The 24,729-nt window shown below is 52.6% G+C and carries 25 protein-coding genes and 3 tRNA genes; 17 read left to right on the top strand and 11 right to left on the bottom strand.

Going from position 1 to position 24,729, the window contains the following annotated elements; genetic code table 11:
- Nucleotides 1-384: 384 nt before the first annotated feature.
- Nucleotides 385-1,110: a response regulator transcription factor gene (locus GPJ68_RS03665; RefSeq protein ID WP_075847910.1), complete on the top strand. Its 726-nt coding sequence runs from the start codon at nucleotides 385-387 to the stop codon at nucleotides 1,108-1,110.
- The gene (bglJ, locus tag GPJ68_RS03670; protein WP_029139757.1) at nucleotides 1,071-1,748 is read left to right on the top strand and encodes a DNA-binding transcriptional activator BglJ; all 678 of its coding nucleotides are present in this window, start codon (nucleotides 1,071-1,073) and stop codon (nucleotides 1,746-1,748) included. Before GPJ68_RS03665 ends, bglJ begins: the two co-directional genes overlap by 40 nt.
- A 54-nt stretch (nucleotides 1,749-1,802) precedes the next feature.
- On the opposite strand, the gene GPJ68_RS03675 is transcribed toward bglJ, so the two are convergent.
- Nucleotides 1,803-2,264, bottom strand: coding sequence for a YbaK/EbsC family protein (locus GPJ68_RS03675; RefSeq protein WP_016151593.1), 462 nt, complete (start codon nucleotides 2,262-2,264; stop codon nucleotides 1,803-1,805).
- A 365-nt stretch (nucleotides 2,265-2,629) separates the two neighbouring features.
- Between GPJ68_RS03675 and GPJ68_RS03680 the strand changes: the two genes are divergently transcribed.
- Nucleotides 2,630-3,973, top strand: a complete 1,344-nt coding sequence (locus tag GPJ68_RS03680) for a PTS sugar transporter subunit IIC (protein WP_104651997.1) — start codon at nucleotides 2,630-2,632, stop codon at nucleotides 3,971-3,973.
- Between the two features lie 29 nt (nucleotides 3,974-4,002).
- Here the strand turns inward: GPJ68_RS03680 and fhuF are convergent, their stop codons facing one another.
- Nucleotides 4,003-4,791 (bottom strand): siderophore-iron reductase FhuF, encoded by a 789-nt coding sequence (gene fhuF / locus GPJ68_RS03685; RefSeq protein WP_104651998.1) that lies wholly within the window; start codon nucleotides 4,789-4,791, stop codon nucleotides 4,003-4,005.
- A gap of 108 nt (nucleotides 4,792-4,899) precedes the next feature.
- Nucleotides 4,900-5,976 (bottom strand): GGDEF domain-containing protein, encoded by a 1,077-nt coding sequence (locus GPJ68_RS03690; protein ID WP_104651999.1) that lies wholly within the window; start codon nucleotides 5,974-5,976, stop codon nucleotides 4,900-4,902.
- A 216-nt stretch (nucleotides 5,977-6,192) separates the two neighbouring features.
- Between GPJ68_RS03690 and GPJ68_RS03695 the strand changes: the two genes are divergently transcribed.
- Complete coding sequence (locus GPJ68_RS03695; protein WP_019078313.1) at nucleotides 6,193-6,468, top strand: DUF1435 domain-containing protein; 276 nt, start codon at nucleotides 6,193-6,195, stop codon at nucleotides 6,466-6,468.
- Nucleotides 6,469-6,507: 39 nt separating this feature from the next.
- Here the strand turns inward: GPJ68_RS03695 and GPJ68_RS03700 are convergent.
- The 4 genes from GPJ68_RS03700 to rsmC all read right to left on the bottom strand — a co-directional run bounded on the left by GPJ68_RS03700 (nucleotide 6,508) and on the right by rsmC (nucleotide 8,063).
- A tRNA-Leu gene (locus GPJ68_RS03700) sits at nucleotides 6,508-6,593 on the bottom strand.
- A 31-nt stretch (nucleotides 6,594-6,624) separates the two neighbouring features.
- Nucleotides 6,625-6,710, bottom strand: a tRNA-Leu gene (locus GPJ68_RS03705).
- A gap of 28 nt (nucleotides 6,711-6,738) precedes the next feature.
- Nucleotides 6,739-6,825, bottom strand: a tRNA-Leu gene (locus GPJ68_RS03710).
- Nucleotides 6,826-7,034: 209 nt separating this feature from the next.
- Nucleotides 7,035-8,063, bottom strand: a complete 1,029-nt coding sequence (gene rsmC, locus GPJ68_RS03715; RefSeq protein WP_016151599.1) for a 16S rRNA (guanine(1207)-N(2))-methyltransferase RsmC — start codon at nucleotides 8,061-8,063, stop codon at nucleotides 7,035-7,037.
- A 103-nt stretch (nucleotides 8,064-8,166) separates the two neighbouring features.
- Here rsmC and holD point away from each other — a divergent pair, with 103 nt between their 5' ends.
- From holD to GPJ68_RS03755, 8 genes are all read left to right on the top strand, one after another.
- Nucleotides 8,167-8,580, top strand: coding sequence for a DNA polymerase III subunit psi (holD, locus tag GPJ68_RS03720; RefSeq protein WP_003837254.1), 414 nt, complete (start codon nucleotides 8,167-8,169; stop codon nucleotides 8,578-8,580).
- The gene (rimI, locus tag GPJ68_RS03725; protein ID WP_005123887.1) at nucleotides 8,549-8,995 is read left to right on the top strand and encodes a ribosomal protein S18-alanine N-acetyltransferase; all 447 of its coding nucleotides are present in this window, start codon (nucleotides 8,549-8,551) and stop codon (nucleotides 8,993-8,995) included. Before holD ends, rimI begins: the two co-directional genes overlap by 32 nt.
- Before the next feature lie 14 nt (nucleotides 8,996-9,009).
- The gene (yjjG, locus tag GPJ68_RS03730; protein WP_016151600.1) at nucleotides 9,010-9,690 is read left to right on the top strand and encodes a pyrimidine 5'-nucleotidase; all 681 of its coding nucleotides are present in this window, start codon (nucleotides 9,010-9,012) and stop codon (nucleotides 9,688-9,690) included.
- A gap of 92 nt (nucleotides 9,691-9,782) precedes the next feature.
- On the top strand, nucleotides 9,783-11,372 hold the full coding sequence (gene prfC / locus GPJ68_RS03735; RefSeq protein ID WP_016151601.1) for a peptide chain release factor 3: 1,590 nt from the start codon (nucleotides 9,783-9,785) through the stop codon (nucleotides 11,370-11,372).
- Between the two features lie 306 nt (nucleotides 11,373-11,678).
- Nucleotides 11,679-12,296 carry a molecular chaperone OsmY gene (gene osmY, locus GPJ68_RS03740; RefSeq protein ID WP_016151602.1) on the top strand — a complete coding sequence of 206 codons (618 nt, stop codon included), beginning with the start codon at nucleotides 11,679-11,681 and terminating at the stop codon, nucleotides 12,294-12,296.
- Between the two features lie 127 nt (nucleotides 12,297-12,423).
- Nucleotides 12,424-12,585, top strand: coding sequence for a DUF1328 domain-containing protein (locus GPJ68_RS03745; protein ID WP_003019081.1), 162 nt, complete (start codon nucleotides 12,424-12,426; stop codon nucleotides 12,583-12,585).
- 245 nt (nucleotides 12,586-12,830) lie between these two features.
- Nucleotides 12,831-13,904, top strand: a complete 1,074-nt coding sequence (locus GPJ68_RS03750; protein WP_049040450.1) for a patatin family protein — start codon at nucleotides 12,831-12,833, stop codon at nucleotides 13,902-13,904.
- On the top strand, nucleotides 13,901-14,677 hold the full coding sequence (locus tag GPJ68_RS03755) for a metal-dependent hydrolase (protein WP_016155630.1): 777 nt from the start codon (nucleotides 13,901-13,903) through the stop codon (nucleotides 14,675-14,677). The genes GPJ68_RS03750 and GPJ68_RS03755 overlap by 4 nt, the downstream gene beginning before the upstream one ends.
- 32 nt (nucleotides 14,678-14,709) lie before the next feature.
- Here GPJ68_RS03755 and GPJ68_RS03760 read toward each other — a convergent pair whose 3' ends face one another.
- Both GPJ68_RS03760 and GPJ68_RS03765 read right to left on the bottom strand, forming a co-directional pair.
- The gene (locus GPJ68_RS03760) at nucleotides 14,710-15,573 is read right to left on the bottom strand and encodes a YjjW family glycine radical enzyme activase (protein WP_180837131.1); all 864 of its coding nucleotides are present in this window, start codon (nucleotides 15,571-15,573) and stop codon (nucleotides 14,710-14,712) included.
- Nucleotides 15,545-17,095: a YjjI family glycine radical enzyme gene (locus GPJ68_RS03765; protein WP_019078317.1), complete on the bottom strand. Its 1,551-nt coding sequence runs from the start codon at nucleotides 17,093-17,095 to the stop codon at nucleotides 15,545-15,547. Before GPJ68_RS03765 ends, GPJ68_RS03760 begins: the two co-directional genes overlap by 29 nt.
- 261 nt (nucleotides 17,096-17,356) lie before the next feature.
- On the opposite strand from GPJ68_RS03765, the gene deoC reads away from it, so the two are divergent.
- From deoC to deoD, 4 genes are all read left to right on the top strand, one after another.
- Nucleotides 17,357-18,136, top strand: a complete 780-nt coding sequence (gene deoC, locus GPJ68_RS03770) for a deoxyribose-phosphate aldolase (RefSeq protein WP_016155634.1) — start codon at nucleotides 17,357-17,359, stop codon at nucleotides 18,134-18,136.
- A gap of 179 nt (nucleotides 18,137-18,315) precedes the next feature.
- The gene (deoA, locus tag GPJ68_RS03775) at nucleotides 18,316-19,638 is read left to right on the top strand and encodes a thymidine phosphorylase (protein WP_104652002.1); all 1,323 of its coding nucleotides are present in this window, start codon (nucleotides 18,316-18,318) and stop codon (nucleotides 19,636-19,638) included.
- Nucleotides 19,639-19,688: 50 nt separating this feature from the next.
- Nucleotides 19,689-20,912 (top strand): phosphopentomutase, encoded by a 1,224-nt coding sequence (deoB, locus tag GPJ68_RS03780; RefSeq protein ID WP_016151610.1) that lies wholly within the window; start codon nucleotides 19,689-19,691, stop codon nucleotides 20,910-20,912.
- Nucleotides 20,913-21,111: 199 nt separating this feature from the next.
- Nucleotides 21,112-21,831 (top strand): purine-nucleoside phosphorylase, encoded by a 720-nt coding sequence (deoD, locus tag GPJ68_RS03785; protein ID WP_000224864.1) that lies wholly within the window; start codon nucleotides 21,112-21,114, stop codon nucleotides 21,829-21,831.
- A gap of 84 nt (nucleotides 21,832-21,915) precedes the next feature.
- Here deoD and lplA read toward each other — a convergent pair whose 3' ends face one another.
- Together lplA and GPJ68_RS03795 are read right to left on the bottom strand one after the other, a co-directional pair.
- The gene (gene lplA, locus GPJ68_RS03790; protein ID WP_104652003.1) at nucleotides 21,916-22,932 is read right to left on the bottom strand and encodes a lipoate--protein ligase LplA; all 1,017 of its coding nucleotides are present in this window, start codon (nucleotides 22,930-22,932) and stop codon (nucleotides 21,916-21,918) included.
- Nucleotides 22,933-22,952: 20 nt separating this feature from the next.
- Complete coding sequence (locus GPJ68_RS03795; protein WP_016151612.1) at nucleotides 22,953-23,594, bottom strand: YtjB family periplasmic protein; 642 nt, start codon at nucleotides 23,592-23,594, stop codon at nucleotides 22,953-22,955.
- A gap of 115 nt (nucleotides 23,595-23,709) precedes the next feature.
- Here GPJ68_RS03795 and serB point away from each other — a divergent pair, with 115 nt between their 5' ends.
- Nucleotides 23,710-24,678 (top strand): phosphoserine phosphatase, encoded by a 969-nt coding sequence (gene serB, locus GPJ68_RS03800; protein ID WP_003829946.1) that lies wholly within the window; start codon nucleotides 23,710-23,712, stop codon nucleotides 24,676-24,678.
- Nucleotides 24,679-24,729: the final 51 nt, after the last annotated feature.

The raw sequence follows: 24,729 nt of genomic DNA on the forward strand, positions 1-24,729 counted from the left end.
CTCTGGCTAAGATCAATCTTTGCGTCGAAAAAAGATGCAGATCGTACGTCTGATGCGTTTGCACACCTCACTTGCTTATCAATAAAGACAGCGCTTATGAAAATGTAATGTTATTTATCAGGATGGAAAATACGTAAGCAACGCTAACGATCTATTGTAGTTCTTTTAATTGTACAAAGAGTGTATTCATGAGTAATTATTGGCATGATGGTTCAATAGTTTGATGCTACTGGGATTGTAGCGGTATAACTTTGTTTATAAATAAAAGCCAAGGATAAACAATTCACCTCGTCTATTGTTTAGGGTTTCCTGTTAATTAATACTTTTAATTTATCAGGGGATTTTTAATAAGTGCGAATACGGACTGGTGAGTGTGGAGGAGATATGTTGCCAGGACGCTGCAAAAACGCAATTATTATTAGTAAATTACCGATCGTACAAACCGGACTTAAAGGTGTAATGCAGGGGCAGTTCGCTGATTATGAACTTACCTACTGCCGCACCGTCGAAGAATTGACGTTGCTGCAGCTGCGTTGTGCCGATTTGGTGATTGCTGATTTATCCGGAGACTGTAATCATCCACGTTCAGTCTGCGAACAGTATTATTCTTTATTATCTCAATACCGCGATATTCACTGGGTATTTCTCGTTTCTCGTGTTTTTTATCCGCTGGCCATTGAATTGCTGATGTGTCCTGTCAGTTCGCTGTTATCTGATGCCGAGACGATTGAAAGTTTGGTGAATGTTATTCACGCAGGAAATAGCCGTGCCGAGAGAATTAGCAAGTCGCTGCTCTCTCCGCCCGTGATGCCAGAATTAGCAGACCATAGCGCCCGCTCAATTGTACTTACCCTCTCGGAGAGGAAAGTGCTGAGACTCCTGGGAAAAGGTTGGGGAATTAATCAGATTGCGACATTGCTGAAGAAAAGCAATAAAACGATCAGCGCCCAAAAGAACAGCGCTATGCGTCGCTTGTCGATACATAGCAATGCAGAAATGTACGCCTGGATAAACAGTTCTCAAGGATCGCGAGAATTGAATTTACCTTCAGTTTATGGAGAAACCACGGAATGGAAAGCCGAAGCATCAAAAGAAACGTTGCGCTGGTAGAGAAGTGCGCGATGAGTAGCGTCGGTATTAAGAGCCTGTTTAATACCATGCCGGATAACCAATACGAACTACATATCTTTTCGAGCCAGCCTGCATTTAGTCAGGTTATGTTAAAAACGTCGTTTTCGGCGGTTATTTTCTCCCTCTCTGCAATCAGAACCGATCGCAGGGCCGGGTTAGCTTATCTGACGGAACTGGCTGTAAATTTTCCGCGTATTCGCCGGGTGGTGATTGCTGATGATGACGCTGAAGCGCGATTAATCGGCTCTTTGTCACCGTTGCCGTTAGATGGCGTTGTGAGCAAATCTTCTTCATTAACGGTACTGCAGGACGCGTTATTTACGGTATTGAACGGCCCCAACCGGGGAACCGAAGGTTCTAAAAACCATTGGTATATCAATCAAAGCCGTATGCTCAGTCCAACAGAACGAGAAATACTGCGCTTTATGTCGAATGGCTATTCAATGCCGCAGATCGCTGCTCAGTTAGAGCGGAATATTAAAACCATTCGGGCACATAAATTTAATGTGATGTCCAAGCTGGGCGTGAGCTCAGATGCCGGACTGCTGGATGCTGCAGATATCCTGCTGTACCTGCGTGCAGGTGAACCTGCACCTTTTCTACAGGCGGCTTCTTAGCGGGTAATGTTAGATCGTTTCGTTCCGGGTTTCGTTATCGGTACGGAACGTGAATCATCCCTGACACACATCCACCCAGGTGGCGGAAGTCAGCTCAGCCATCCTTTCTGGCGTGATACGAACGGCGCTGTGGATGGCGCCTGCGGCGGGAAGCACTTCAGCGTAATGCTTCAACGAAACATCGCAGTACACCGAAATCGGCGTTTCCAGTCCGAAAGGGCAAACGCCGCCAACGGGATGGCCCGTCGCGTTCACTACTTCATCGCTACTCAACATACGGGCTTTGGCACCGAAAGTGCTCTTTAGCTTTTTGTTATCCAGTCGGGCATCACCTTTGGCGACGACCAGAATAATGTCGTTCTTGACCTTCAGCGAAAGCGTTTTCGCGATCTGGCCTGGTTCGACGTTATGGGCTTTCGCTGCCAGATCGACGGTAGCTGTGCTCTGATCTAATTCGATAATCTCAATATCTGGTGCATATTGCGCTAAAAATTGGCGTACTGATTGCAAACTCATTCTTCTCTCCAAATCGCCTACAGGCAGCTCCATCCAGCAGAAAACCGCATGGCGTAATTTGTCATAGGGGCAAGCTCGCTGTAAATATTTTAATGTAACAACATGGCAACATTGGCAGTTTTTCGATCGTCTTCACAATCAAAGAAACCGGTTACAGTAACCGGTTGCAGAATGCTCAAATGGGGATTAATACTGAAGTTGTCACTTCCTCTGTATTACATAATAAGAGCCATCTATGAAACTGAACTCAAAATGCAGTAGCGCTGGCGTTCCTCCTGGCACGGTTGCGAAAAGCAGTAAGGGGCTTTACGTGGTGGTGTTGATACCAGCACGGTTGCAGGGTTTTGCACAACGGGAGAACGGCTATGTCAACTAATCATGCTGTGTTTAATGTGATTTTCCGCTTCGTTGAAAATTACGTCAGCCCTGTTGCCGGGCGCATCTCTTCACAACGTCATGTGATGGCTATCCGTGATGGGTTTATTTCGGCGATGCCCTTTATGATTGTAGGCTCGTTTCTGCTGGTTTTCGCCTATCCACCTTTCTCTCCGGATACCACCTGGGGGTTTGCACGTGCGTGGCTGGATATGGCGAAACAGTTTGAAGGCCAAATCCTCACACCGTTTGATATGACGATGGGGATCATGTCAGTCTACATATGTGCGGCTATCGCTTATAACCTGGGCAAGCACTATGTGAAGTCGCATCAGCTAGATCCCTTCATGTGCGCGATGCTATCGATCATGGCTTTTTTGCTGATTGCTGCACCGAAAACCAAAGGCACTATGCCGGTTGATAGCCTGGGCGGTACGGGGATTTTCACTGCCATCCTGGTGGCTATTTACTGCGTTGAAATGATGCGCTTCCTGAAGGCGCACAACATCGGCATTCGTTTACCCGATCAGGTGCCGCCGATGATCAAAAACTCCTTCGATCTGCTGATCCCTGTGCTGGTGGTGGTACTGACCCTGTACCCGCTGAGTCTGGTGATTCAGTCGCAGTTTGACATGCTGATCCCGCAGGCCATCATGGCCATCTTTAAACCACTGGTGTCTGCAGCGGATTCTCTGCCAGCGATACTGCTGGCGGTGCTGATCGGCCATCTGCTGTGGTTTGCGGGTATTCATGGCGCGGCAATTGTGTCGGGAATGCTGCAAATGTTCTGGCTCACCAATCTCGGGATGAACCAGTTGGCGCTGGCGCAGGGCGCGCCTTTACCGCATATCTTTATGGAAGCGTTCTGGACGTTCTTTATTGTGGTTGGAGGTTCCGGCGCGACGATGGGGCTGGTGATTTGCTATCTGCGTAGCCGCTCGGCCCATCTGCGATCGATCGGGCGTTTGAGCGTTGTCCCGAGCATTTTTAATATTAACGAACCGGTGATTTTCGGTACGCCGATTGTCATGAACCCAGTGTTCTTTATTCCCTTCCTGCTGGCCCCTATGGTGAACGCAGTGCTGGCCTGGGCGGCGATGAAGCTGGATTTAATTGGGCGGGTGATTTCAGTGGTTCCCTGGACGGCCCCGGCACCGGTTGGCGCGGCATGGGCGTTAGGCTGGGATTATCGTGCGGCCATTCTGGTTGTCCTGCTGGCACTGGTGTCTGCCGTCATCTACTTCCCATTCTTTAAGGTTTACGAAAAGCAGCTATTAGCGCAGGAAAAAGAAGAAGCACTGCGTATAGAAGAAGAAAATCAGCAGGTTGCATAACTGACGGGCGAGGGGCTACGGCTCCTCGCTTACTTCAGCGTGCAGTCACCGCATTGCTGGACATCGGGCAGGCGATAGCGCTGGCAGCAGGTTCTGCGCACTAACAGTCCCTCGCGCGGAACAACGGTACGCCACAGGGGATTATCCTGACCGCAGGAGAGTTGCTTATCAAAAAAACAGGTCTGGCGCAGTGTGGTCAGCAGTTCTTCACCTAATAAGGGCTTCATTTCCGTTAAATACCAGTGAATTAAATATCCGGTGTTGCTCCAGATAAGCTTCGCATTGATCTCGCCTGTCGCTTCCAGCGCCTGCACAACCGGCGTCAGCGCCGAGAGAATCAGTGTTTCCATGCGTTGCTGAGGAGACTGGGCCGTGACCTGGTGATCCTGATGCACGTCGATCCAGAAGCAGGCAGCACGGCCTGTTTCGTGGAATTCTACGTGCATGTGTTCAGGAGAGACGTCGATGGCCTCTTTTTGCGTCAGCAGGGCCACCATGAGCGGAGGCATCATCAGGCCGATATACCACTGCGCCCAGAGAGAAATCAGCGGCTTATTTTCGCGTGGCAGCGTGGGCTGATTGCGATAAATATGGTCTGAATAGACAGCCAGCAATGAACTTAGCGTCGTTGATTGCGTCCATTCATGTAGCGTCATCGCACCTGGCACGGGCGTTTCGTCAAGACGAATGAAGTCCAGCAGGTGCTCACGGGTGTTGGCTATCGTTGCGCGTACGGCAGCAGCCAGCGAGGGCATCTTTGCAGGCAGAGGGCTACGCCAGATGACATCTTCAACGATCGGTGCGGAACGATAAGCCATGTCGATATAAGGATGTTAATCTTAATGATAATGATTGCTAATCCTATAATTGACATTGAGCGATGGCAAGATCTTTGTCGCCATCCCGGGCCACACCGCACAGATAGCTCAGGCAGAAGGGCAGTTTACCCGCAGGTCATCGCTGACCAGCGTACTGTTGCGCCCAAGGCTCTTGGCCTCATAAAGGGCTTTATCCGCTCGGGCAACAGCGGCATCAATATCCTGCTCGACCAGAGGCGCAATACCAATACTCACGGTTACGTTGGTTGCCACGCTCTCGTTAAACATGTGAGGAATTTTAAGGTCGTACACCTTCTGGCGAATACGTTCGGCGGCAGCCTGGGCCTGCTGGGGATCGACCGCGGTCAGCAAAACCATAAACTCTTCCCCACCAAAGCGCGCCACCACGTCCCGGGAGCGCACGGAGTCACGAATCGCGGCAGAGACGCGGATCAGCGCCTGATCTCCCATCATATGACCGTAGTGATCGTTATAGGCTTTGAAATGGTCGATATCCAGTAGCAAGACGTAGTGCTTCGCGTTGCTCAAGGCCAACAGCGTATCGAGTCGGTGTTGCAACCCCCGGCGATTGTACAAACCGGTTAGCGGGTCGAGCATGCTGAGCCCGTTCAGGGTTTCCCGTTCCTCCAGCAGTTTGTACATCAGCTGCTGGGCGAAGCCATCGTAGCGCTTTTGTATCACATGCTGGATGGCGATCCCGGCCATGGGCAGCGCCATAAAATAGATAATTCGCAAACCATGCTCGCTGCCATTCAGCCATAAACAGACGGCGACGGAAGGCAATGAGTGAAGCGTAAACGCGATGATATTATTGGCAAAAGCGATAGATCCAATAAACAGCACGCTGAGAAGCGCGATTAATAGAAAATAATAATCATTATGACCCAGTGCGTTATATTTCAGGAAAATATGTAATGCCCATAGCAAACCAAAAACGGTTGAAATAAAAGGAAGATTAATTCTTTTATCCACATATTTCCTATGCCATGCCAGCAACAATGTACTCATCACGAGAATCAGCAATGCCGGTACTGACAACGCTTTGACGGCAAACAGGGGAAAAAAAAGCGTAAACAGTGCGGAGGCTGCGTTGAGCAGCAGAAACAATCGTAAAGAGAGTTGGTATTTTTTGGTGCGCAGAGCTCGCCAGGATTGTACTGTCATAGGTAAATATTGTTAGTTATCTGCAATGTACGAAGGTGTGTTGGTAAATAAAACAAATAACGAACGGGGTATCATTCGCAGAGGTTTTTATTGTTTTTAGTTGAAAAGCTAACCGGCGAGCAATTTATCACCTTAAATTATTCATGTCATCAATCGTTAAGTAAAACTCATATAATTGATAGTGCCTCCCAGCTGACAAATGAGAAAATTTATCATATGATATTGGTTATCATTATCAATGTCATAGGTGGTACCATGTTGCAACGTACGCTGGGCAGTGGATGGGGGGTTCTGCTGCCGGGAATACTGATTGCCGGGATGGCATTTAGCGACCTGTCGGTCTACGTATGGAAGGCGATGATTGTATTAGGATTACTGTTGACTTCACTCATGCTGTACCACAAGCGTTTGCGGCATTTTGTCCTGTTGCCTTCATGTGCGGCGCTGATCGGCGGCATTGTTCTGGTGATGATGAACGGGAATCAGGGATGAACAAAACAGGGAAGAAAATCGAGAGGGAAATAAGATAATTGGTGCGAGGGGGGGGACTCGAACCCCCACATCCTAAGGACACTAACACCTGAAGCTAGCGCGTCTACCAATTCCGCCACCTTCGCACAGTCATCTTATTTTTTGATATCGCCTCGTTGGTGCGAGGGGGGGGACTCGAACCCCCACATCCTAAGGACACTAACACCTGAAGCTAGCGCGTCTACCAATTCCGCCACCTTCGCCCAGTGCGAGCAATATCAACGTGGATTATGGTGCGAGGGGGGGGACTTGAACCCCCACGTCCGAAAGGACACTAACACCTGAAGCTAGCGCGTCTACCAATTCCGCCACCTTCGCATACCATCGACACTCAAAAAAGTATCGTTACCACGGAGGCGCATTCTAGTGATTTTCAACTTTTCGTCAATAGTTAATTGCCCTGGACGCGCTTAATTGATGTAAAAATGGGCGCTAGACGCAGGCCGTGTAAACGAAGTACCACCCCGCATTTAGCAAACCCTGCCGGATGGCGGTGCAGGCACCTTATCCGGCATGGGATGGCCGTTCTACTTCTTCGCCTGACGCGTCATGATGGTGCGATAGACCTTGAAGCGACCGGTCTGCGCGATAACTTCGTGGAAGCCAAACACTTCATCCAGTACCTTCGGATAAGGCAGGAAGGCGTTCGCCACGATACGCAGTTCACCGCCGCTGTTGAGGTGGCGCACTGCACCACGAATCAGCGTTTGCGCGGCATCGAGGCTGGTCTGCATCCCGTCGTGGAACGGTGGGTTGGAGATGATCATATCAAAGCGACCCGTCACGTCAGAAAAGACGTTACTGGCGATTACGTCTCCTTCAATACCGTTGGCAGCAAGCGTTGCGCGGCTGGCTTCAACGGCGGCGGCACTAACATCGCACAGGGTTAAGCGCACTTTTGGCGAGTGGCTGGCTAAGGCGACGGAGAGTACACCTGCACCGCAGCCGACATCCAAAACTTTGCCTTTGGTGTGCGGCGTCAGCGTGGAGAGCAGCAGTTGGCTGCCAACATCGAGGCCGTCACGGCTGAATACGCCCGGCAGCGTTTTGATGGTCAGATTTTCGGTCTGGTATTCATCCCAGTATTTTTCTGCATCAAAGACCGGCTGTTTTTCCAGACGACCATGGTACAGGCCACAGCGACGCGCGCTGTCGACTTTGTTCAGCGGCGCGTATTCGGCCAGCATCTGCTCTGCGCTACGAACGCCGCTGCGGTTCTCACCAACAACAAAAATATCGGTGCCCACCGGTAACAGCGACAGAATGTTCATCAACTGGAACTGGGCTTCCGGCTTATTCTTCGGCCAGTAGTAGATTAGCGTATCACTATCGGCAACGTCATCGGCTTGGGCAACGAGGCTAAAGCGAACGTTGTCGCCCATCTGGCGGTTAAGCACCTGCCAGTGGTGAAGCTGCTGAGTGTGCGCACGGCTGGCGGCGCATTCAAAATGGGCAGGCAGGTCATCCTGCAAATCACCGGCAAACAGAATACGGCTTTGTTCGAAATCATCACTGTGGCGCAGCAAGACTTCACTTGCCGGGGTAAAAGCAGACATGGAGTGCTCCTTAAATTGTACAGCGGGGGATTATAGTTGTTTGATGGCACGGATTCGACAAATTTGCTATATTTGCGCCCCTGATAGACAGGAGTGTTTCGCTATGACATCCCGACGAGACTGGCAGTTACAGCAATTGGGCATTACGCAGTGGTCATTGCGTCGTCCCGGCGCACTGCAGGGCGAGATCGCGATTTCAATTCCTGCGCACGTCCGTTTGGTGATGGTTGCTGCACAATTACCCGCACTAACTGAACCGTTGATGAGCGATATTTTACGCGCATTAACCGTCAGCCCGGATCAGGTTTTACAACTGACGCCTGACCGCGTCGCCATGCTGCCGCAGGGCAGTCGCTGTAATAGCTGGCGGCTGGGAACCGAAGAGCCGCTGCTGCTGGAGGGCGCTCAGGTCGAGAGTCCTGCGTTTAATGAATTACGGGAAAACCCCGCGGCCCGCGCCGCGTTATGGCAACAAATCTGCGCATATGAACACGATTTCTTCCCTCGAACCGACTGATTTACCTGCAGCATTTCAGATTGAAAAACGCGCTCACGCTTTTCCGTGGAGTGAAAAAACATTTGCCAGCAACCAGGGCGATCGCTACCTCAATTTTCAGTTGAGGGTTGACGACGTAATGGCCGCCTTTGCGATTACACAGGTCGTGCTGGATGAAGCTACGCTGTTCAATATTGCCGTCGATCCTGACTTTCAGCGCCGGGGCCTGGGGCGTGAGCTACTGGAATACCTGATCGATGAGCTGGAAAAGCGTGGCATTTTGACACTGTGGCTTGAAGTGCGCGCCTCAAATGCTGCCGCTATCGCGCTGTACGAAAGCCTGGGCTTTAACGAGGCGACAATCCGGCGCAATTACTATCCGACGGCCGATGGTCATGAAGACGCCATTATAATGGCATTGCCAATCAGCATGTAAGACAAGGTGTAATGATGAAGAAGTGGGACTGGATTTTCTTTGATGCCGACGAAACGCTGTTTACGTTTGACTCGTTTACCGGCTTACAGCGGATGTTTCTCGACTATAGCATTACCTTTACCGCTGAAGATTTTCAGGACTACCAGGCCGTAAATAAACCGCTGTGGGTGGATTATCAAAACGGTGCGATTACCTCATTACAACTCCAGCACGCTCGTTTTCAGAGCTGGGCTGAACGCCTGAAGGTTGAGCCAGGCCAGCTTAATGACGCCTTTATCAATGCGATGGCGGAGATTTGCTCGCCGTTGCCAGGGGCGGTTTCTCTGCTCAATGCGATTCGTGATAAAACAAAAATCGGTATTATTACTAACGGCTTTACGGCGTTGCAGCAAATCCGCCTTGAGCGGACGGGGCTGCGCGACTATTTTGACCTGCTGGTGATTTCTGAGCAGGTTGGCGTGGCAAAACCCGATCCCCGTATTTTTGACCATGCGCTGGAGCAGGCGGGCAATCCTGAGCGTTCCCGCGTACTGATGGTGGGCGACACCGCAGAGTCCGATATTCTTGGCGGCATTAACGCCGGGCTATCCACCTGCTGGCTAAATACGCACCACCGCGAGCAGCCTGCGGGCATTCAGCCGACCTGGACCGTAGCGTCATTAAGTGAACTGGAGCGGCTCCTGTGTAAACACTGATTGCCTCCCCCCCGTTGATGGGTAAAATAGCCGCAATTTTTCGTATTCAACTTGCACGGCCTGTTGCCGTGCTTACCTAAGAAGATTTGACTATGACGTTGTCTCCTTATTTGCAAGAGGTGGCCAAACGCCGCACTTTTGCCATTATTTCTCACCCGGATGCCGGTAAAACGACAATTACTGAAAAGGTACTGTTATTCGGACAGGCGATTCAGACCGCCGGTACGGTAAAAGGCCGAGGCTCCAGCCAGCATGCGAAATCTGACTGGATGGAAATGGAAAAACAGCGTGGTATCTCCATTACCACCTCTGTGATGCAGTTTCCATATCATGACTGCCTGGTAAACCTGCTGGACACCCCAGGGCACGAAGACTTCTCTGAAGATACATACCGTACTCTGACGGCGGTGGACTGCTGCCTGATGGTCATCGACGCCGCAAAAGGTGTTGAAGACCGGACCCGTAAGCTGATGGAAGTTACCCGTCTGCGTGATACCCCGATCCTGACCTTTATGAACAAACTCGACCGTGACATCCGCGATCCGATGGAGCTGCTGGATGAAGTCGAGAATGAACTGAAAATCGGCTGTGCGCCGATCACCTGGCCGATTGGCTGCGGTAAGTTGTTCAAAGGCGTCTATCACCTATATAAAGACGAAACTTACCTGTACCAGACGGGTAAAGGCCACACCATTCAGGAAGTGCGCATTGTTAAAGGTCTGAACAACCCGGAACTCGATGCCGCCGTGGGGGAAGACCTGGCGCAGCAGCTGCGTGACGAACTGGAGCTGGTGCAGGGCGCGTCTAACGAGTTCGACCATGAGCTGTTCCTCGCGGGCGAAATCACCCCGGTATTCTTCGGTACCGCGCTCGGTAACTTCGGCGTTGATCATATGCTGGATGGCTTAGTGGAGTGGGCGCCTGCGCCGATGCCGCGTAAAACCGACACCCGTGTCGTTGAAGCCTCAGAAGAGAAGTTCACCGGCTTTGTGTTTAAAATTCAGGCCAACATGGACCCGAAACACCGTGACCGCGTGGCGTTTATGCGCGTGGTGTCCGGCAAGTACGAGAAAGGTATGAAAATGCGCCAGGTGCGCATTGGTAAAGACGTGGTTATCTCCGATGCGCTGACTTTTATGGCCGGTGACCGTTCTCACGTGGAAGAAGCGTATCCGGGCGATATTCTGGGTCTGCACAACCACGGCACTATCCAGATTGGCGATACCTTTACCCAAGGCGAAATGATGAAGTTCACCGGTATTCCGAACTTCGCGCCGGAGCTGTTCCGTCGTATTCGTCTGAAGGATCCGTTGAAGCAGAAACAGCTGCTGAAAGGGCTGGTTCAGCTGTCCGAAGAGGGCGCAGTGCAGGTTTTCCGTCCGATCGCTAATAACGATCTGATCGTGGGCGCTGTTGGTGTGCTGCAGTTCGACGTGGTGGTTTCACGACTGAAGAGCGAATACAACGTTGAAGCGATTTATGAGTCGGTCAACGTAGCGACAGCACGCTGGGTAGAGTGTTCTGACGTGAAGAAATTCGAAGAATTCAAGCGTAAAAACGAAATTCAGCTGGCGCTGGATGGCGGCGATAACCTCACCTATATCGCGCCGACCATGGTTAACCTGAATCTCACCCAGGAACGTTACCCTGACGTTCAGTTCCGCAAAACGCGCGAACACTAATCGACCTTCAGGGCACGGTATCCGCCGTGCCCTACAACTTTTCCTGTCTTTTAAATCCCTTGCGGAATGTTCTTAAAAGCTCTCGTTTTTCTTTTGTTTGCACGTTTTTTAGTCAATCTGGACTGCGATCACGAAATCCTGAACTATATTTAACAATGTGATGACATAAATGTCGGCGTTAAATGCTTTTTAGGCTGCCTGTTGCAGCTTCTATTGCTGATATTTATTCCATTTACAAGATTAGTTGCTGGCTCAAGCCGTTTTACGGCAGAGCGCAGCTTTTAGCAAACATACAGGAATACATCGATGACAATGACAGGACTTAAGATTTCTAAAACGCTGCTGGCCGTGATGCTGACCTCCGCTGTTGCAACGGGTTCTGCTTATGCAGAAAACTCCACGACGGATAAAACGCAATCCGGCGTCGAAAGTGCGGGGCAGAAAGTCGATAGCTCCATGAACAAAGTCGGTAATTTCATGGATGACAGCACCATCACTGCGAAAGTAAAAGCCGCGCTGGTGGATCACGATAGCATTAAGAGCACCGACATTTCCGTTAAAACCGACCAGAAGGTGGTGACGCTAAGCGGGTTTGTTGAAAGCCAGGCACAGGCCGAAGAGGCAGTTAAAGTCGCCAAAGGCGTTGAGGGTGTGACCTCTGTTAGCGACAAACTGCACGTACGTGATAGCAAAGACACTTCTGTAAAAGGCTATGCGGGCGATACGGCAATCACCAGTGAGGTAAAAGCCAAGCTGCTGGCCGATGATATTGTCCCTTCCCGCAAAGTGAAAGTTGAAACCACCGATGGCGTGGTACAGCTTTCAGGAACCGTTGAATCACAGGCTCAAAGCGATCGTGCTGAGAGCATCGCCAAAGCGATTGATGGCGTGAAAAGCGTCAAAAACGATCTTAAAACTCACTAATTAGACTTAATTCGTCCTCCCGACGTTTGTCGGGAGGCGTGTTGTGCACCACACTGAAAATATCGCCGATGGGCAGCCTGAGTGCTCATATCAAGCGGTGACATTAACTATGGTAAAGGAGAAGCGCATGTTTCGATGGGGCATCATATTTCTGGTTATCGCGTTAATTGCCGCTGCACTGGGTTTTGGTGGACTGGCGGGTACCGCTGCTGGCGCAGCGAAAATTGTTTTTGTGGTGGGGATCATTCTGTTTCTGGTCAGCCTGTTTACAGGTCGTAAACGGCCCTAGCGACATCCCCTTTATTCTTCAAGTTAAAGGTGCGCTGGCTACGCGTGCTCGCCCGTATCACTTACCAGAGTAAGCAGATCGGGATTTACGCCCTTGCCGCCTTCTTGTGACTCGAATTATTTTGGGGATTAACCGTAAAGATAACTTGCTACTAAGCCAGTCCACCGGACTGGCTTTTACGGTTTTAGCATCAGGCAATTTGCGTTACTTTGTTGTTCTATTACAAAAACAACAGGAAGGCAGAGGTGGGGCAGAGAATACCCGTCACGCTCGGCAATATTGCGCCGTTATCGTTACGTCCGTTTCAACCAGGCAGTATGGCGCTGGTGTGTGAGGGCGGCGGACAAAGAGGCATCTTCACCGCTGGCGTACTGGATGAATTCATGCGCGCGCAGTTCAATCCTTTTGATCTCTTCTACGGGACCTCCGCTGGTGCGCAAAACCTTTCAGCCTATCTTTGTAACCAGCCGGGTTACGGTCGTAAAGTCATCATGCGTTACACTACCCGACGTGAATTTTTTGACCCGGTGCGCTTTGTGCGCGGGGGAAACTTAATCGATCTCGATTGGCTGGTGGATTCGACCGCGTCCCAGATGCCGCTGGCGATGGATAACGCCGAGCGCCTGTTTGCCGCAGGGAAATCGTTTTATATGTGCGCCTGTCGGGGCGATGACTACACGCCAGGCTATTTTTCGCCGAACCGGCAAAACTGGCTCGATCTTATTCGTGCCTCCAGCGCGATTCCCGGGTTCTACCGCGCAGGGGTTGCGCTGGATGGTGTGAATTATCTCGATGGGGGAGTCAGCGACGCCATTCCCGTGCAGGAAGCGGCGAAGCAGGGGGCAAAAACGCTGGTGGTTATCCGCACCGTGCCTTCGCAAATGTATTACACCCCGCAGTGGTTCAAGCGTATGGAACGCTGGCTGGGCGAAAGCAGCCTGCAACCGCTGCTGAATCTGGTCCAGCACCATGAAGCCAGCTATCGCGCGATTCAGAGTTTTATTGAGAAACCGCCGGGTAAGCTGCGTATCTTTGAGATCTACCCGCCCAAACCGCTCCATAGCATGGCATTAGGAAGCCGTATTCCGGCGCTGCGGGAAGATTACAAGACCGGACGCCTGTGTGGTCGTTACTTCCTGGCAACCGTCGGCAAGCTGCTGGCGAAAAATACGCCGTTGCCTCGTCAGACGCCGAAGATTGTGGTGCCGGGACCGGTCGTGGTTCCTCCCGCGCCGGTGGCTAACGACGCTCACGCCCCCGTGGTGACCAATGCGCCTCAGGCTAACGACACGACGTTTAATAACGAGGATTTGGCGTGAGTTATCGTTTTATTGATACGCATTGTCACTTTGATTTTCCGCCGTTTACGGGCGATGAATCTGCCAGTATTCAGGGCGCGGCTGACGTCGGCGTGCAAAGCATTATCGTTCCGGCCACCCAGGCGGCAAATTTTTCCCGTGTACTGGCGTTAGCGGAAAATTACCCTCCATTGTTTGCCGCCCTGGGGCTGCATCCCATTGTTATTGAGCAACATAGCGATGACTGCCTGGAGCAGTTGCAGCAGGCGCTGGATAAGCGTCCGCAAAAGCTGGTGGCGGTAGGTGAGATTGGGCTGGATCTTTATCGGGACGATCCGCAATTCGACAAGCAAGAGCGGCTGCTGGAAGCGCAGCTTAAGCTGGCGAAGCGTTACGAGCTGCCGGTGATCCTGCATTCGCGGCGCACTCATGACAAGCTGGCGATGCACCTGAAACGCCATGCTTTACCGCGAACCGGCGTGGTGCATGGATTTTCCGGGAGCGTGCAGCAGGCCGAACGTTTTGTGCAACTGGGCTACAAAATTGGCGTGGGCGGCACCATTACCTATCCGCGCGCCAGTAAAACCCGCGAGGTAATGGCGCAACTGCCGCTGGACTCACTGCTGCTGGAAACTGACGCGCCGGATATGCCGCTCAACGGCTTTCAGGGACAGCCGAATCGCCCGGAGCAGGTGGTCAGAGTCTTTGATGTCCTCTGCGAGCTGCGCCCGGAACCTGCGGATGTTATCGCTGATGCGCTGTATCGCAATACGACGGCGTTATTTGATTTTTAATTGCCGGACGATGGATACGTCGCATCCGGCAATTACAGGTACAGCGCCGGGAAGATCAAATTATCCACTCCGCGCTCGCGCAATCCTTGCGCCAGTTGCTCCACATCCTCAGGCGTGGCGCTCGGCCAGTCCTTCGCTTCGCCGTACACCCCGTGCGCATGAAAGGCATTTAGCCGCACCGGTACATCACCTGAACGTTTGATAAACGCCGCCAGTGCATCGATATGCTGTAGATAATCCACGTGGCCAGGAATAACCAGCAGGCGCAGTTCCGCAAGTTTTCCCTGCCCGGACAAAAAGGTAATGCTTTGTTTAATCAGCGTGTTATCGCGGCCTGTCAACTGTCGATGACACGCGCTATCCCAGGCTTTTAAATCGAGCATTACGCCGTCGCATACCGGCAGTAGTTTTTGCCAGCCGGTTTCGCTCAGCATGCCGTTGCTGTCTACCATGCAGGTCAGGTGTTGCAGCTGCGGATCGGTTTTGATCGCGTTAAACAGCGCCACGATAAACGGCAACTGGGTGGTCGCTTCGCCGCCGCTGACCGTAATTCCTTCAATAAACAGCACCGCCTTGCGAATATGCTGCAGCACTTCATCAACGCTCAGGGTTTGCGCCATCGGCGTGGCCTGCTGTGGGCACATGTGCAGGCAGGTATCGCACTGCTGACATACGTCGTATTGCCATCTCACTTTCCCCGCACTCAGGCTCAGCGCTTCATGCGGGCAATGCAGGATACATTCCCCGCAGTCGTTGCAGCGTCCCATCGTCCACGGATTGTGGCAATTTTTACAGCGCAGGTTACATCCTTGCAGAAACAGAGCCAGGCGACTGCCCGGCCCGTCGACGCAGGAGAAAGGAATGATCTTACTTACTGAAGCGCATCTGCTGTTCATGGCTAATCACGCGAGGTTGTCGTTCCAGAATGCGCGTATTGCGCGCGGCTTCTTCGCCCAGCCAGGTGGTGTTGGTGCGTGAACCTTCGGCGCGATATTTTTCCAGATCCGACAGGCGTACCATATAGCCGGTGACGCGGACCAGATCGTTACCACTCACGTTGGCGGTAAACTCACGCATCCCAGCTTTAAACGCCCCGAGGCACAATTGCACCAACGCCTGAGGATTGCGCTTGATGGTTTCATCCAGCGTGAGAATGTCGCTGATCCCCGCGTGATAATACGCATGATGCGGCGCGACGGTTTGCAGGTGAGTGATCGGATCCGGCTCATCGCCATAGGGCAGACGCGCGCCCGGCGTGGTGCCGATGTCTGAACTGATCCCTGACTGTGCGTGCAGCATTGCGCGCTGCTTCCAGCCAAATTTCACCGGGGTACTTTCTACAAACTCCGCCAGTTGGGCGCTGATGCGATACCCTAGCTGATTGGCGACCTCATCTTTTCCGTAGCGAGCATTCTGCCCCGCCTTATCGCACAGCAGATTCACCGCCTCCGCCAGGCCATACATGCCGAACATAGGGACAAAACGTTCGGGATCAATCAACCCTTCCTGCACCAGGAAGCTATTCTCAAAGAAATGTGATTTTTCATAGAGGAATTCACATCGTGAATCAATGATGGCGATTTGCTGCTGGCAATAGTGCGGTAGGGTGCGCGTAAAGAAGTCATCGACAGAGGTGCTGCGCTCTGCGATGGCTTTCAGATTGAGCCTGACCAGCGTGCTTCCACCCCCGGCGAGCGGCAATGAGTTGTAACAGCTGACGACGCCATACTGACCTTTTGTGAAAATTTTATCATTTTCGGGGCCGTTGGAAATGTGCGGCTTACTGCACTCGCAGATATTTTGCGCCACGTTGAGCAGCAGGTCGTCAGGTGTAATTTGCGGATCATAAATGAACGTCAGATTAGGCGAAACCTGCTTTAACTCTGCGTCTGCGCGTAAAATTGCACGAGTGACAGGCGTATCTGCGGGGCCGATATTGGCATGCATAAATGCGTCTGGCAGGGTTCTGTCGAGATAACGCCAGAAACGTTTTATTCGAATATCGATCTCATCTTGTGTTAGAATTCTAACATACGGTTGCAACAGAACGTCGAGCTGGCCGAGATAGACCGGCATCGAGGTGACTGACGGAACGTGGTGATACAGGATGGTGAGTAAGGATAACGCGTCATCAAGATCCCTGGCTCCTTCCAGTTCCAGCCATGAGGAACCGTTGGCCAGAAAACGCGCGTAGTCGGGTAAAACATAGCGCGGTTTGAACGGGGCATGACCTTCATACATATCGCAGATCACCCCGTCATCCAGCGCCTGGCGAGCCTCAGCAGGTAGTTGCGGGTAAGGCAGCGCGTTTTCAGCCTCCAGCGCCAGGAAGTGGCGTTTCTGCTCAGGGCTGAGCACCGGACTGGTCACGATTTGTTGGCAACGCTGTTGCAGCGCGAGTTCGCTTGAAGTGGGCATCGTTGATTCCTTTTTATCCCGAAGGTGTAACGCCATTGTAGAAAGCAACGCCGCCACAACCTTTGATCCGGATGCGCCTGATGCCACCGCATCCCTTCTTGAAAGGTGATTTATTTGAAGTAGATCTCATTTGAGTAATGCAAATCTGTATGTGGTTTTCATTAACTGTGATGTATATCGAAGTGTAATAGCGAGTGGATGTTAGAATACTAACAAACTCGCAAGGTGAAATTTTATACGGCGATGCCGTTGGAGAATGTTATGACCGATTTAACAGCAAGCAGCCTGCGTGCACTGAAACTGATGGATCTGACCACTCTGAATGACGACGACACCAATGAAAAAGTGATCGCGCTGTGTCATCAGGCGAAGACTCCGGTAGGCAACACTGCCGCTATTTGCATCTATCCGCGTTTCATCCCTATCGCGCGTAAAACGCTGAAAGAGCAAGGCACTCCGGACATCCGTATTGCAACCGTGACCAACTTCCCGCACGGCAACGACGACATCGAGATTGCGCTGGCTGAAACCCGCGCGGCGATTGCCTACGGCGCGGATGAAGTTGACGTGGTGTTCCCTTACCGTGCCCTGATCGCCGGTAACGAGCAGGTTGGTTTTGATCTGGTTAAAGCATGTAAAGATGCGTGTGCGGCGGCAAACGTGCTGCTGAAAGTGATCATCGAAACCGGTGAGCTGAAAGAAGAGAGTCTTATCCGTAAAGCGTCTGAAATCTCCATCAAAGCGGGTGCTGATTTCATCAAAACCTCTACCGGTAAAGTGCCGGTAAATGCGACGCCGGAAAGCGCACGCATCATGATGGAAGTGATCCGCGACATGGGCGTTTCTAAAACTGTAGGTTTCAAACCGGCAGGCGGCGTGCGTACCGCAGAAGATGCACAGCAGTTCCTGGCGATTGCCGACGAACTGTTTGGCGCTGACTGGGCCGATTCCCGTCACTATCGTTTTGGGGCATCCAGCCTGCTGGCGAGCCTGCTGAAAGCGCTGGGTCACGGCGACGGTAAGAGCGCAAGCAGCTACTAATTACTCGTCATACTTCAAGCCGCAGGTGCGTTAGCTGCACTCCCTCACCCCAGTCACTTACTGTAGTAAGCGCCTGGGGATGAGCTTCCTTGCCGCTTCCTGCGACTCGAATTGTTTAGAGTAATCATTCATTGCAGTGGGTTTTCCGCTGCATTTAACCTGATTTATCGGGGGTTACCATGTTTCTCGCACAAGAAATTATTCGTAAAAAACGTGATGGTCATGCGCTGAGCGATGAAGAGATTCGTTTCTTTATCAATGGGATTCGCGACAACACCATCTCTGAAGGGCAAATCGCCGCCCTGGCGATGACCATTTTCTTCCACGATATGACAATGCCTGAGCGTGTTTCGCTGACCATGGCAATGCGTGATTCAGGAACCGTGCTGGACTGGAAAAGCCTGCAACTGAACGGCCCGATTGTGGATAAACACTCTACCGGCGGCGTGGGTGACGTAACCTCACTGATGTTAGGCCCGATGGTCGCTGCATGCGGCGGCTATATTCCGATGATCTCCGGGCGTGGTCTGGGGCATACCGGCGGTACGCTCGATAAACTGGAAGCCATCCCAGGGTTTGACATCTTCCCGGACGACGCGCGTTTCCGTGAAATTATTAAAGACGTGGGTGTGGCGATTATTGGGCAAACCAGCTCGCTCGCACCGGCGGATAAACGTTTTTATGCCACCCGCGATATTACCGCGACGGTGGATTCCATCCCGCTGATTACCGGCTCTATCCTGGCGAAAAAGCTGGCGGAAGGGCTGGATGCGCTGGTGATGGATGTGAAAGTAGGCAGCGGCGCCTTTATGCCGACCTATGAGCGTTCTGAAGCGCTTGCCGAAGCGATTGTCGGCGTGGCGAACGGGGCGGGTGTACGTACCACCGCGCTGTTAACCGATATGAACCAGGTACTGGCATCCAGCGCAGGTAACGCGGTAGAAGTCCGCGAAGCGGTGCAGTTCCTGACAGGTGAATACCGCAATCCACGTCTGTTAGACGTCACGATGGCGCTGTGCGTGGAAATGCTGATCTCCGGCAATCTGGCGAAAGACGATGCCGAAGCCCGTGCGAAATTGCAGGCGGTGCTGGATAACGGCAAAGCGGCAGAGATTTTTGGTCGCATGGTTGCAGCGCAGAAAGGCCCGACCGATTTCGTCGAAAATTATGCGAAGTACCTGCCGACGGCAATGCTCAGCAAAGCGGTATATGCTGATACCGAAGGTTTTGTCAGCGCTATGGATACCCGTGCGCTGGGAATGGCGGTTGTTTCCATGGGCGGCGGTCGTCGTCAGGCTTCGGACACCATTGATTACAGCGTTGGCTTTAGCGACATGGCGCGTCTGGGCGACAGCGTAGACGGACAGCGTCCGCTGGCGGTGATCCACGCCAAAGACGAAGCCAGCTGGCAGGAAGCGGCGAAAGCGGTCAAAGCGGCAATTAGCCTTGACGATAAAGCGCCAGAAATTACACCGACAGTCTATCGTCGTATTACCGAATAACTGTATACTGATCTGATCGCTTTTTTGCGGCGCAGATGTTGGAGAACAAGATGAAACGTGCATTTATTATGGTGCTGGACTCCTTTGGTATTGGTGCGACTGAAGATGCGGATCGCTTTGGCGACGTAGGCTCAGACACTATGGGACACATTGCAGAAGCCTGTGCGAAAGGCGAAGCTGACAAGGGTCGCAAAGGTCCACTGAATCTGCCTAACCTGACCCGTCTGGGCCTGGTGAAAGCTCACGAAGGTTCTACCGGTAAAATTGCTGCTGGTATGGACGGTAACGCGGAAGTGATTGGTGCCTACGCCTGGGCGCATGAACTCTCTTCCGGGAAAGACACGCCGTCTGGCCACTGGGAAATCGCGGGTGTTCCGGTTCTGTTTGACTGGGGTTATTTCTCCGATCATGACAACAGCTTCCCGCAGGAACTGCTGGATAAACTGGTCAAACGTGCCAACCTGCCGGGCTACCTCGGCAACTGCCACTCTTCCGGTACCGTGATCTTGGATCAACTGGGTGAAGAGCATATGAAAACCGGCAAGCCGATTTTCTATACTTCCGCAGACTCCGTGTTCCAGATTGCCTGTCACGAAGAGACTTTTGGCCTGGATAAACTCTACGAACTGTGTGAAATCGCTCGTGAAGAACTGACCGAAGGTGGTTACAACATCGGTCGTGTTATCGCGCGTCCGTTTATCGGTGATAAAGCGGGTAATTTCCAGCGCACCGGTAACCGTCACGATCTGGCCGTTGAGCCGCCAGCACCGACTGTGCTGCAGAAACTGGTCGACGAGAAAGACGGTCACGTGGTTTCCGTCGGTAAAATCGCGGATATCTACGCTAACTGTGGCATCACCAAAAAAGTGAAAGCTACCGGCCTGGACGCGCTGTTCGACGCCACCATCAAAGAGATGAAAGAAGCGGGTGATAAGACCATCGTCTTCACTAACTTCGTTGATTTCGACTCTTCCTGGGGACATCGTCGCGATATCGCTGGTTACGCTGCAGGTCTGGAACTGTTCGACCGCCGTTTGCCTGAACTGATGGAACTGGTGGGTGAAGATGACATTCTGATCCTGACCGCTGACCACGGCTGTGACCCGAGCTGGACCGGCACTGACCACACTCGTGAGCACATTCCGGTGCTGGTTTACGGCCCGAAAGTGAAACCAGGCTCTTTAGGTCACCGTGAAACTTTCGCGGATATTGGCCAGACGCTGGCGAGCTACTTTGGTACATCGCCGATGGACTACGGTAAAAACATGCTGTGATACCCGTTGTCTTTCGCGCTGTAGATGCGTTGACTTCATTCGCTCACCCCGGTCACATAGGTAATCTATGCTCCCGGGGGTTCCGAATTCGTCGCCTTCCTACAACGCGAAATCCTTAGGGTATTTGAATTCGTTTCGTCGGTTGGGTAAGGCATTGCTACCCCCCCGACAAAAACAATAAATCAAAAGGGAACTGAAGATGGCAACTCCACATATTAATGCAGAAATGGGTGATTTCGCTGACGTCGTATTGATGCCGGGCGACCCGCTGCGCGCAAAGCATATTGCTGAAACTTTCCTCGAAGATGTTCGTGAAGTGAACAACGTTCGCGGCATGTTAGGTTTCACCGGTACTTACAAAGGCCGTAAGATCTCCGTTATGGGTCACGGGATGGGTATCCCGTCCTGCTCTATCTACACCAAAGAGCTGATCACCGATTTTGGCGTGAAGAAAATCATTCGCGTAGGCTCCTGCGGCGCTGTGCGTATGGACGTTAAACTGCGTGACGTGGTTATCGGTATGGGCGCCTGCACCGACTCCAAAGTAAACCGTATCCGTTTTAAAGATCATGACTTCGCAGCTATCGCTGACTTCGACATGGTGCGTAATGCAGTTGATGCGGCAAAAGCGCTGGGCGTAGACGCGCGCGTGGGCAACCTGTTCTCCGCTGACCTGTTCTACTCTCCGGACGGCGAAATGTTCGACGTAATGGAAAAATACGGCGTGCTGGGCGTGGAAATGGAAGCGGCGGGTATCTACGGCGTTGCGGCTGAGTTTGGTGCGAAAGCGCTGACCATCTGCACCGTGTCCGACCATATCCGTACTCACGAGCAGACCACTGCCGCTGAACGTCAGACGACCTTCAACGACATGATCAAAATCGCACTGGAATCCGTTCTGCTGGGCGATAAAGAGTAAGTGTTGTGATGCCCGGTAGCGCTGCGCTTACCGGGCTACAATCGATGTATGCCGGACCGCCATCCGGCATTTTCAGGCCAGCGTTTAGCTCACCGCACTGGCAATCCACGCTGACAGCTCGCGTAACTCTTTCTCCTGCTGTGGGAAATCAACCAGCAGCGCTTCGCACTCCTGTTGCAGCATATCCGCACGGTACAAACACCCCTGCAGACGACCCGCCAGCGCTTCTAACGGCGCGGGATTGAGGCTGTCGGTAAAGACCTGCGTACGGGTGATATGACCTTTTTCCACGTCGAAATGCAGCTCAACGCCGCCCCAGGTGAAACGCTCGTCCAGAAGATGCGAGAATGCAGGCGCCTGACCAAAATTCCACTCCCAACTGCTCTGACGGGCAAAGGTTTCGGCAAAGTTCGGCAGATCCGGGGTTTTGTCCGGCGAGATAATTTCCGCTTCGACACGTTCGCCGTAGTGGGCAAAAAAGGCTTCCGTGATGGCCTGACAGACCTGTTGATGGGTGATGCCCGGCAACAGCTCCGTTAGATTCGCTACGCGTGAGCGAACCGAGGTGATGCCTTTGGCGGCGAGTTTCTTTTTATCCGGATTGAGATAGTTTTCCAGGCGGCTGAGATCGGCGTTCAACAACAGCGTGCCGTGGTGGAATCCGCGGTCTTTCGTTTCCCGATAAGCAGAGCCGGAAACTTTGCGATCGCCGTCTGGCGTTTTCACGACCAGATCGTTACGCCCGGAGGCGTCGGCGTCTACGCCCAGCGCGTTCAGGGCATGGAGGACAATAGCGGTAGAGATGGTTTTGTCGTACTCCGGTTTACCGGCCATAAAGGTAAAGCAGGTATTGCCTAAGTCATGGAACACCGCGCCGCCGCCGCTGCTGCGACGGGCGAGCCGCACGTTGTCTTCCTCCATACGGCGGGTATTACACTCTTTCCACGGGTTTTGCGCCCGGCCAATCACCACCGTATCGGCGTTACGCCACAAGAACAGGACGCGCTGCGTGGCGGGCATCTGGCGAAAAATGCACTCTTCGACCGCGAGGTTAAACCACGGATCGTAAGAGTCTGAGATAAGCAGGCGTAGTGTCGTCATGGTCGATTTCCTTTCTGTTATTACTCTTTCTTCTCGTTATCTTCTTCCTGTACCGGTTTGTTGGCGGTCAGCAGGAAAGGGGATTGCTGCCAGCGGGTGCGCTTGCCTTGCAATAAGGTACGGGTGAGCACCACGCCAATTGCCAGTGACAGAAGCAGCATTAGGCGTAAGATGTTGGTGGTGTTATCCACCTGCTTGGCTTCGGTGGCGAGCGTGTGGGTATCCAGCGTCAGGCGTAGATAGCCCAGTGGACCATTTCTTCCCTGAATGGGCTCGACAATCTGCTGGTTAAAATAGCCCCCGGCTTTTTTGCCGTCCAACGCCAGTCGGTCACGAACGTTGACGCTCTCACCGGTGCGTGTAATCAGGTCTCCCTGTTCATCGTAGACCCCCGCATCCAGAATACGGCTACTTTCCGTGAGCTGCGAGAGTACCGCTTTAATGCGCTTTTCATCCGGCGTTTCGGTACGCATCAGCGGGGCGACGTTCAAGGAGACCTGGCGAGCCAGCGTGCGCGCCAGCTCTTCGAGCTGCGGATTACGCTGCTGTTGGTGGCTTTGACTAAACCAGGACGCGCCCTGCATCAGAGCAACGAGCAGCGCAAGGCAGGACAATACAATCACTGCACGATGAAGTCGGAATTTCAGTTTTGTGCGAGCCATATTCCACCTGCTGAAAATTTGAGACTTAATGTTGCCAGAAGCGCTGGTTACAGGGTAGCCTCATGCGTTATTTTCCCCTGATGATTCCGACCCGAACGATTTTACAGGAGCTTTAATGCCTAACATTACCTGGTGCGATCTACCTGAAGATGTTTCTCTGTGGCCAGGTCTGCCTCTCTCTTTAAGCGGTGATGAAGTCATGCCGCTGGATTACCACGCGGGCCGCAGTGGCTGGCTGCTGTACGGTCGTGGGCTGGATAAACAACGGTTAACGCAATACCAGAGCAAACTGGGTGCGGCGATGGTGATCGTGGCGGCGTGGTGCGTTGAGGATTATCAGGTGATTCGTCTGGCGGGCTCGTTAACGCCGCGTGCGGCAAAACTGGCGCATGATGCCAAGCTGGATGTTGCGCCACTGGGTAAAATTCCGCATTTGCGCACGCCGGGTTTGCTGGTGATGGACATGGATTCAACGGCTATCCAGATCGAGTGTATTGATGAAATTGCCAAACTGGCGGGAACCGGCGAAATGGTTGCCGAAGTCACCGAACGCGCGATGCGCGGCGAGCTGGACTTTACCGCCAGCTTGCGCAGCCGCGTGGCGACGTTGAAGGGCGCTGATGCCAATATTTTGCACCAGGTGCGCGAAACGCTACCACTGATGCCTGGCCTGACTCAGCTGGTGTTAAAACTGGAAACGCTCGGCTGGAAAGTGGCAATTGCCTCCGGCGGTTTTACCTTCTTTGCCGATTATCTGCGTAACAAACTACGTCTGACGGCGGCTGTGGCAAACGAGCTGGAGATCATGGATGGTAAATTCACCGGCAACGTGATCGGCGATATCGTCGATGCCCAGTACAAAGCCAACACCCTGACCCGCCTGGCGCAGGAGTATGAGATCCCGATGGCGCAGACGGTGGCGATCGGCGATGGCGCCAACGATCTGCCGATGATCAAAACGGCTGGACTGGGTATAGCGTATCATGCCAAACCCAAAGTGAATGAAAAGACGGAGATTACGATCCGTCACGCTGACCTGATGGGCGTGTTCTGCATTCTCTCTGGCAGCATGAACCAGAAATGATTTAATTGCCTGATGGCAAAGTGACCGTAGGCCGGATAAGCGCCCACGCTG

It is taken from the genome of Citrobacter sp. 172116965, from assembly GCF_013458095.1.
GTDB lineage: Bacteria > Pseudomonadota > Gammaproteobacteria > Enterobacterales > Enterobacteriaceae > Citrobacter > Citrobacter braakii.

Coding starts and splice junctions, on each gene's coding strand:
- GPJ68_RS03665 (WP_075847910.1), top strand. CDS start 385: ATGTTGCCAGGACGCTGCAAAAACGCAATTATTATTAGTAAATTACCG.
- bglJ (WP_029139757.1), top strand. CDS start 1,071: ATGGAAAGCCGAAGCATCAAAAGAAACGTTGCGCTGGTAGAGAAGTGC.
- GPJ68_RS03675 (WP_016151593.1), bottom strand. CDS start 2,264: ATGAGTTTGCAATCAGTACGCCAATTTTTAGCGCAATATGCACCAGAT.
- GPJ68_RS03680 (WP_104651997.1), top strand. CDS start 2,630: ATGTCAACTAATCATGCTGTGTTTAATGTGATTTTCCGCTTCGTTGAA.
- fhuF (WP_104651998.1), bottom strand. CDS start 4,791: ATGGCTTATCGTTCCGCACCGATCGTTGAAGATGTCATCTGGCGTAGC.
- GPJ68_RS03690 (WP_104651999.1), bottom strand. CDS start 5,976: ATGACAGTACAATCCTGGCGAGCTCTGCGCACCAAAAAATACCAACTC.
- GPJ68_RS03695 (WP_019078313.1), top strand. CDS start 6,193: ATGATATTGGTTATCATTATCAATGTCATAGGTGGTACCATGTTGCAA.
- rsmC (WP_016151599.1), bottom strand. CDS start 8,063: ATGTCTGCTTTTACCCCGGCAAGTGAAGTCTTGCTGCGCCACAGTGAT.
- holD (WP_003837254.1), top strand. CDS start 8,167: ATGACATCCCGACGAGACTGGCAGTTACAGCAATTGGGCATTACGCAG.
- rimI (WP_005123887.1), top strand. CDS start 8,549: ATGAACACGATTTCTTCCCTCGAACCGACTGATTTACCTGCAGCATTT.
- yjjG (WP_016151600.1), top strand. CDS start 9,010: ATGAAGAAGTGGGACTGGATTTTCTTTGATGCCGACGAAACGCTGTTT.
- prfC (WP_016151601.1), top strand. CDS start 9,783: ATGACGTTGTCTCCTTATTTGCAAGAGGTGGCCAAACGCCGCACTTTT.
- osmY (WP_016151602.1), top strand. CDS start 11,679: ATGACAATGACAGGACTTAAGATTTCTAAAACGCTGCTGGCCGTGATG.
- GPJ68_RS03745 (WP_003019081.1), top strand. CDS start 12,424: ATGTTTCGATGGGGCATCATATTTCTGGTTATCGCGTTAATTGCCGCT.
- GPJ68_RS03760 (WP_180837131.1), bottom strand. CDS start 15,573: ATGAACAGCAGATGCGCTTCAGTAAGTAAGATCATTCCTTTCTCCTGC.
- GPJ68_RS03765 (WP_019078317.1), bottom strand. CDS start 17,095: ATGCCCACTTCAAGCGAACTCGCGCTGCAACAGCGTTGCCAACAAATC.
- deoC (WP_016155634.1), top strand. CDS start 17,357: ATGACCGATTTAACAGCAAGCAGCCTGCGTGCACTGAAACTGATGGAT.
- deoA (WP_104652002.1), top strand. CDS start 18,316: ATGTTTCTCGCACAAGAAATTATTCGTAAAAAACGTGATGGTCATGCG.
- deoB (WP_016151610.1), top strand. CDS start 19,689: ATGAAACGTGCATTTATTATGGTGCTGGACTCCTTTGGTATTGGTGCG.
- deoD (WP_000224864.1), top strand. CDS start 21,112: ATGGCAACTCCACATATTAATGCAGAAATGGGTGATTTCGCTGACGTC.
- lplA (WP_104652003.1), bottom strand. CDS start 22,932: ATGACGACACTACGCCTGCTTATCTCAGACTCTTACGATCCGTGGTTT.
- GPJ68_RS03795 (WP_016151612.1), bottom strand. CDS start 23,594: ATGGCTCGCACAAAACTGAAATTCCGACTTCATCGTGCAGTGATTGTA.
- serB (WP_003829946.1), top strand. CDS start 23,710: ATGCCTAACATTACCTGGTGCGATCTACCTGAAGATGTTTCTCTGTGG.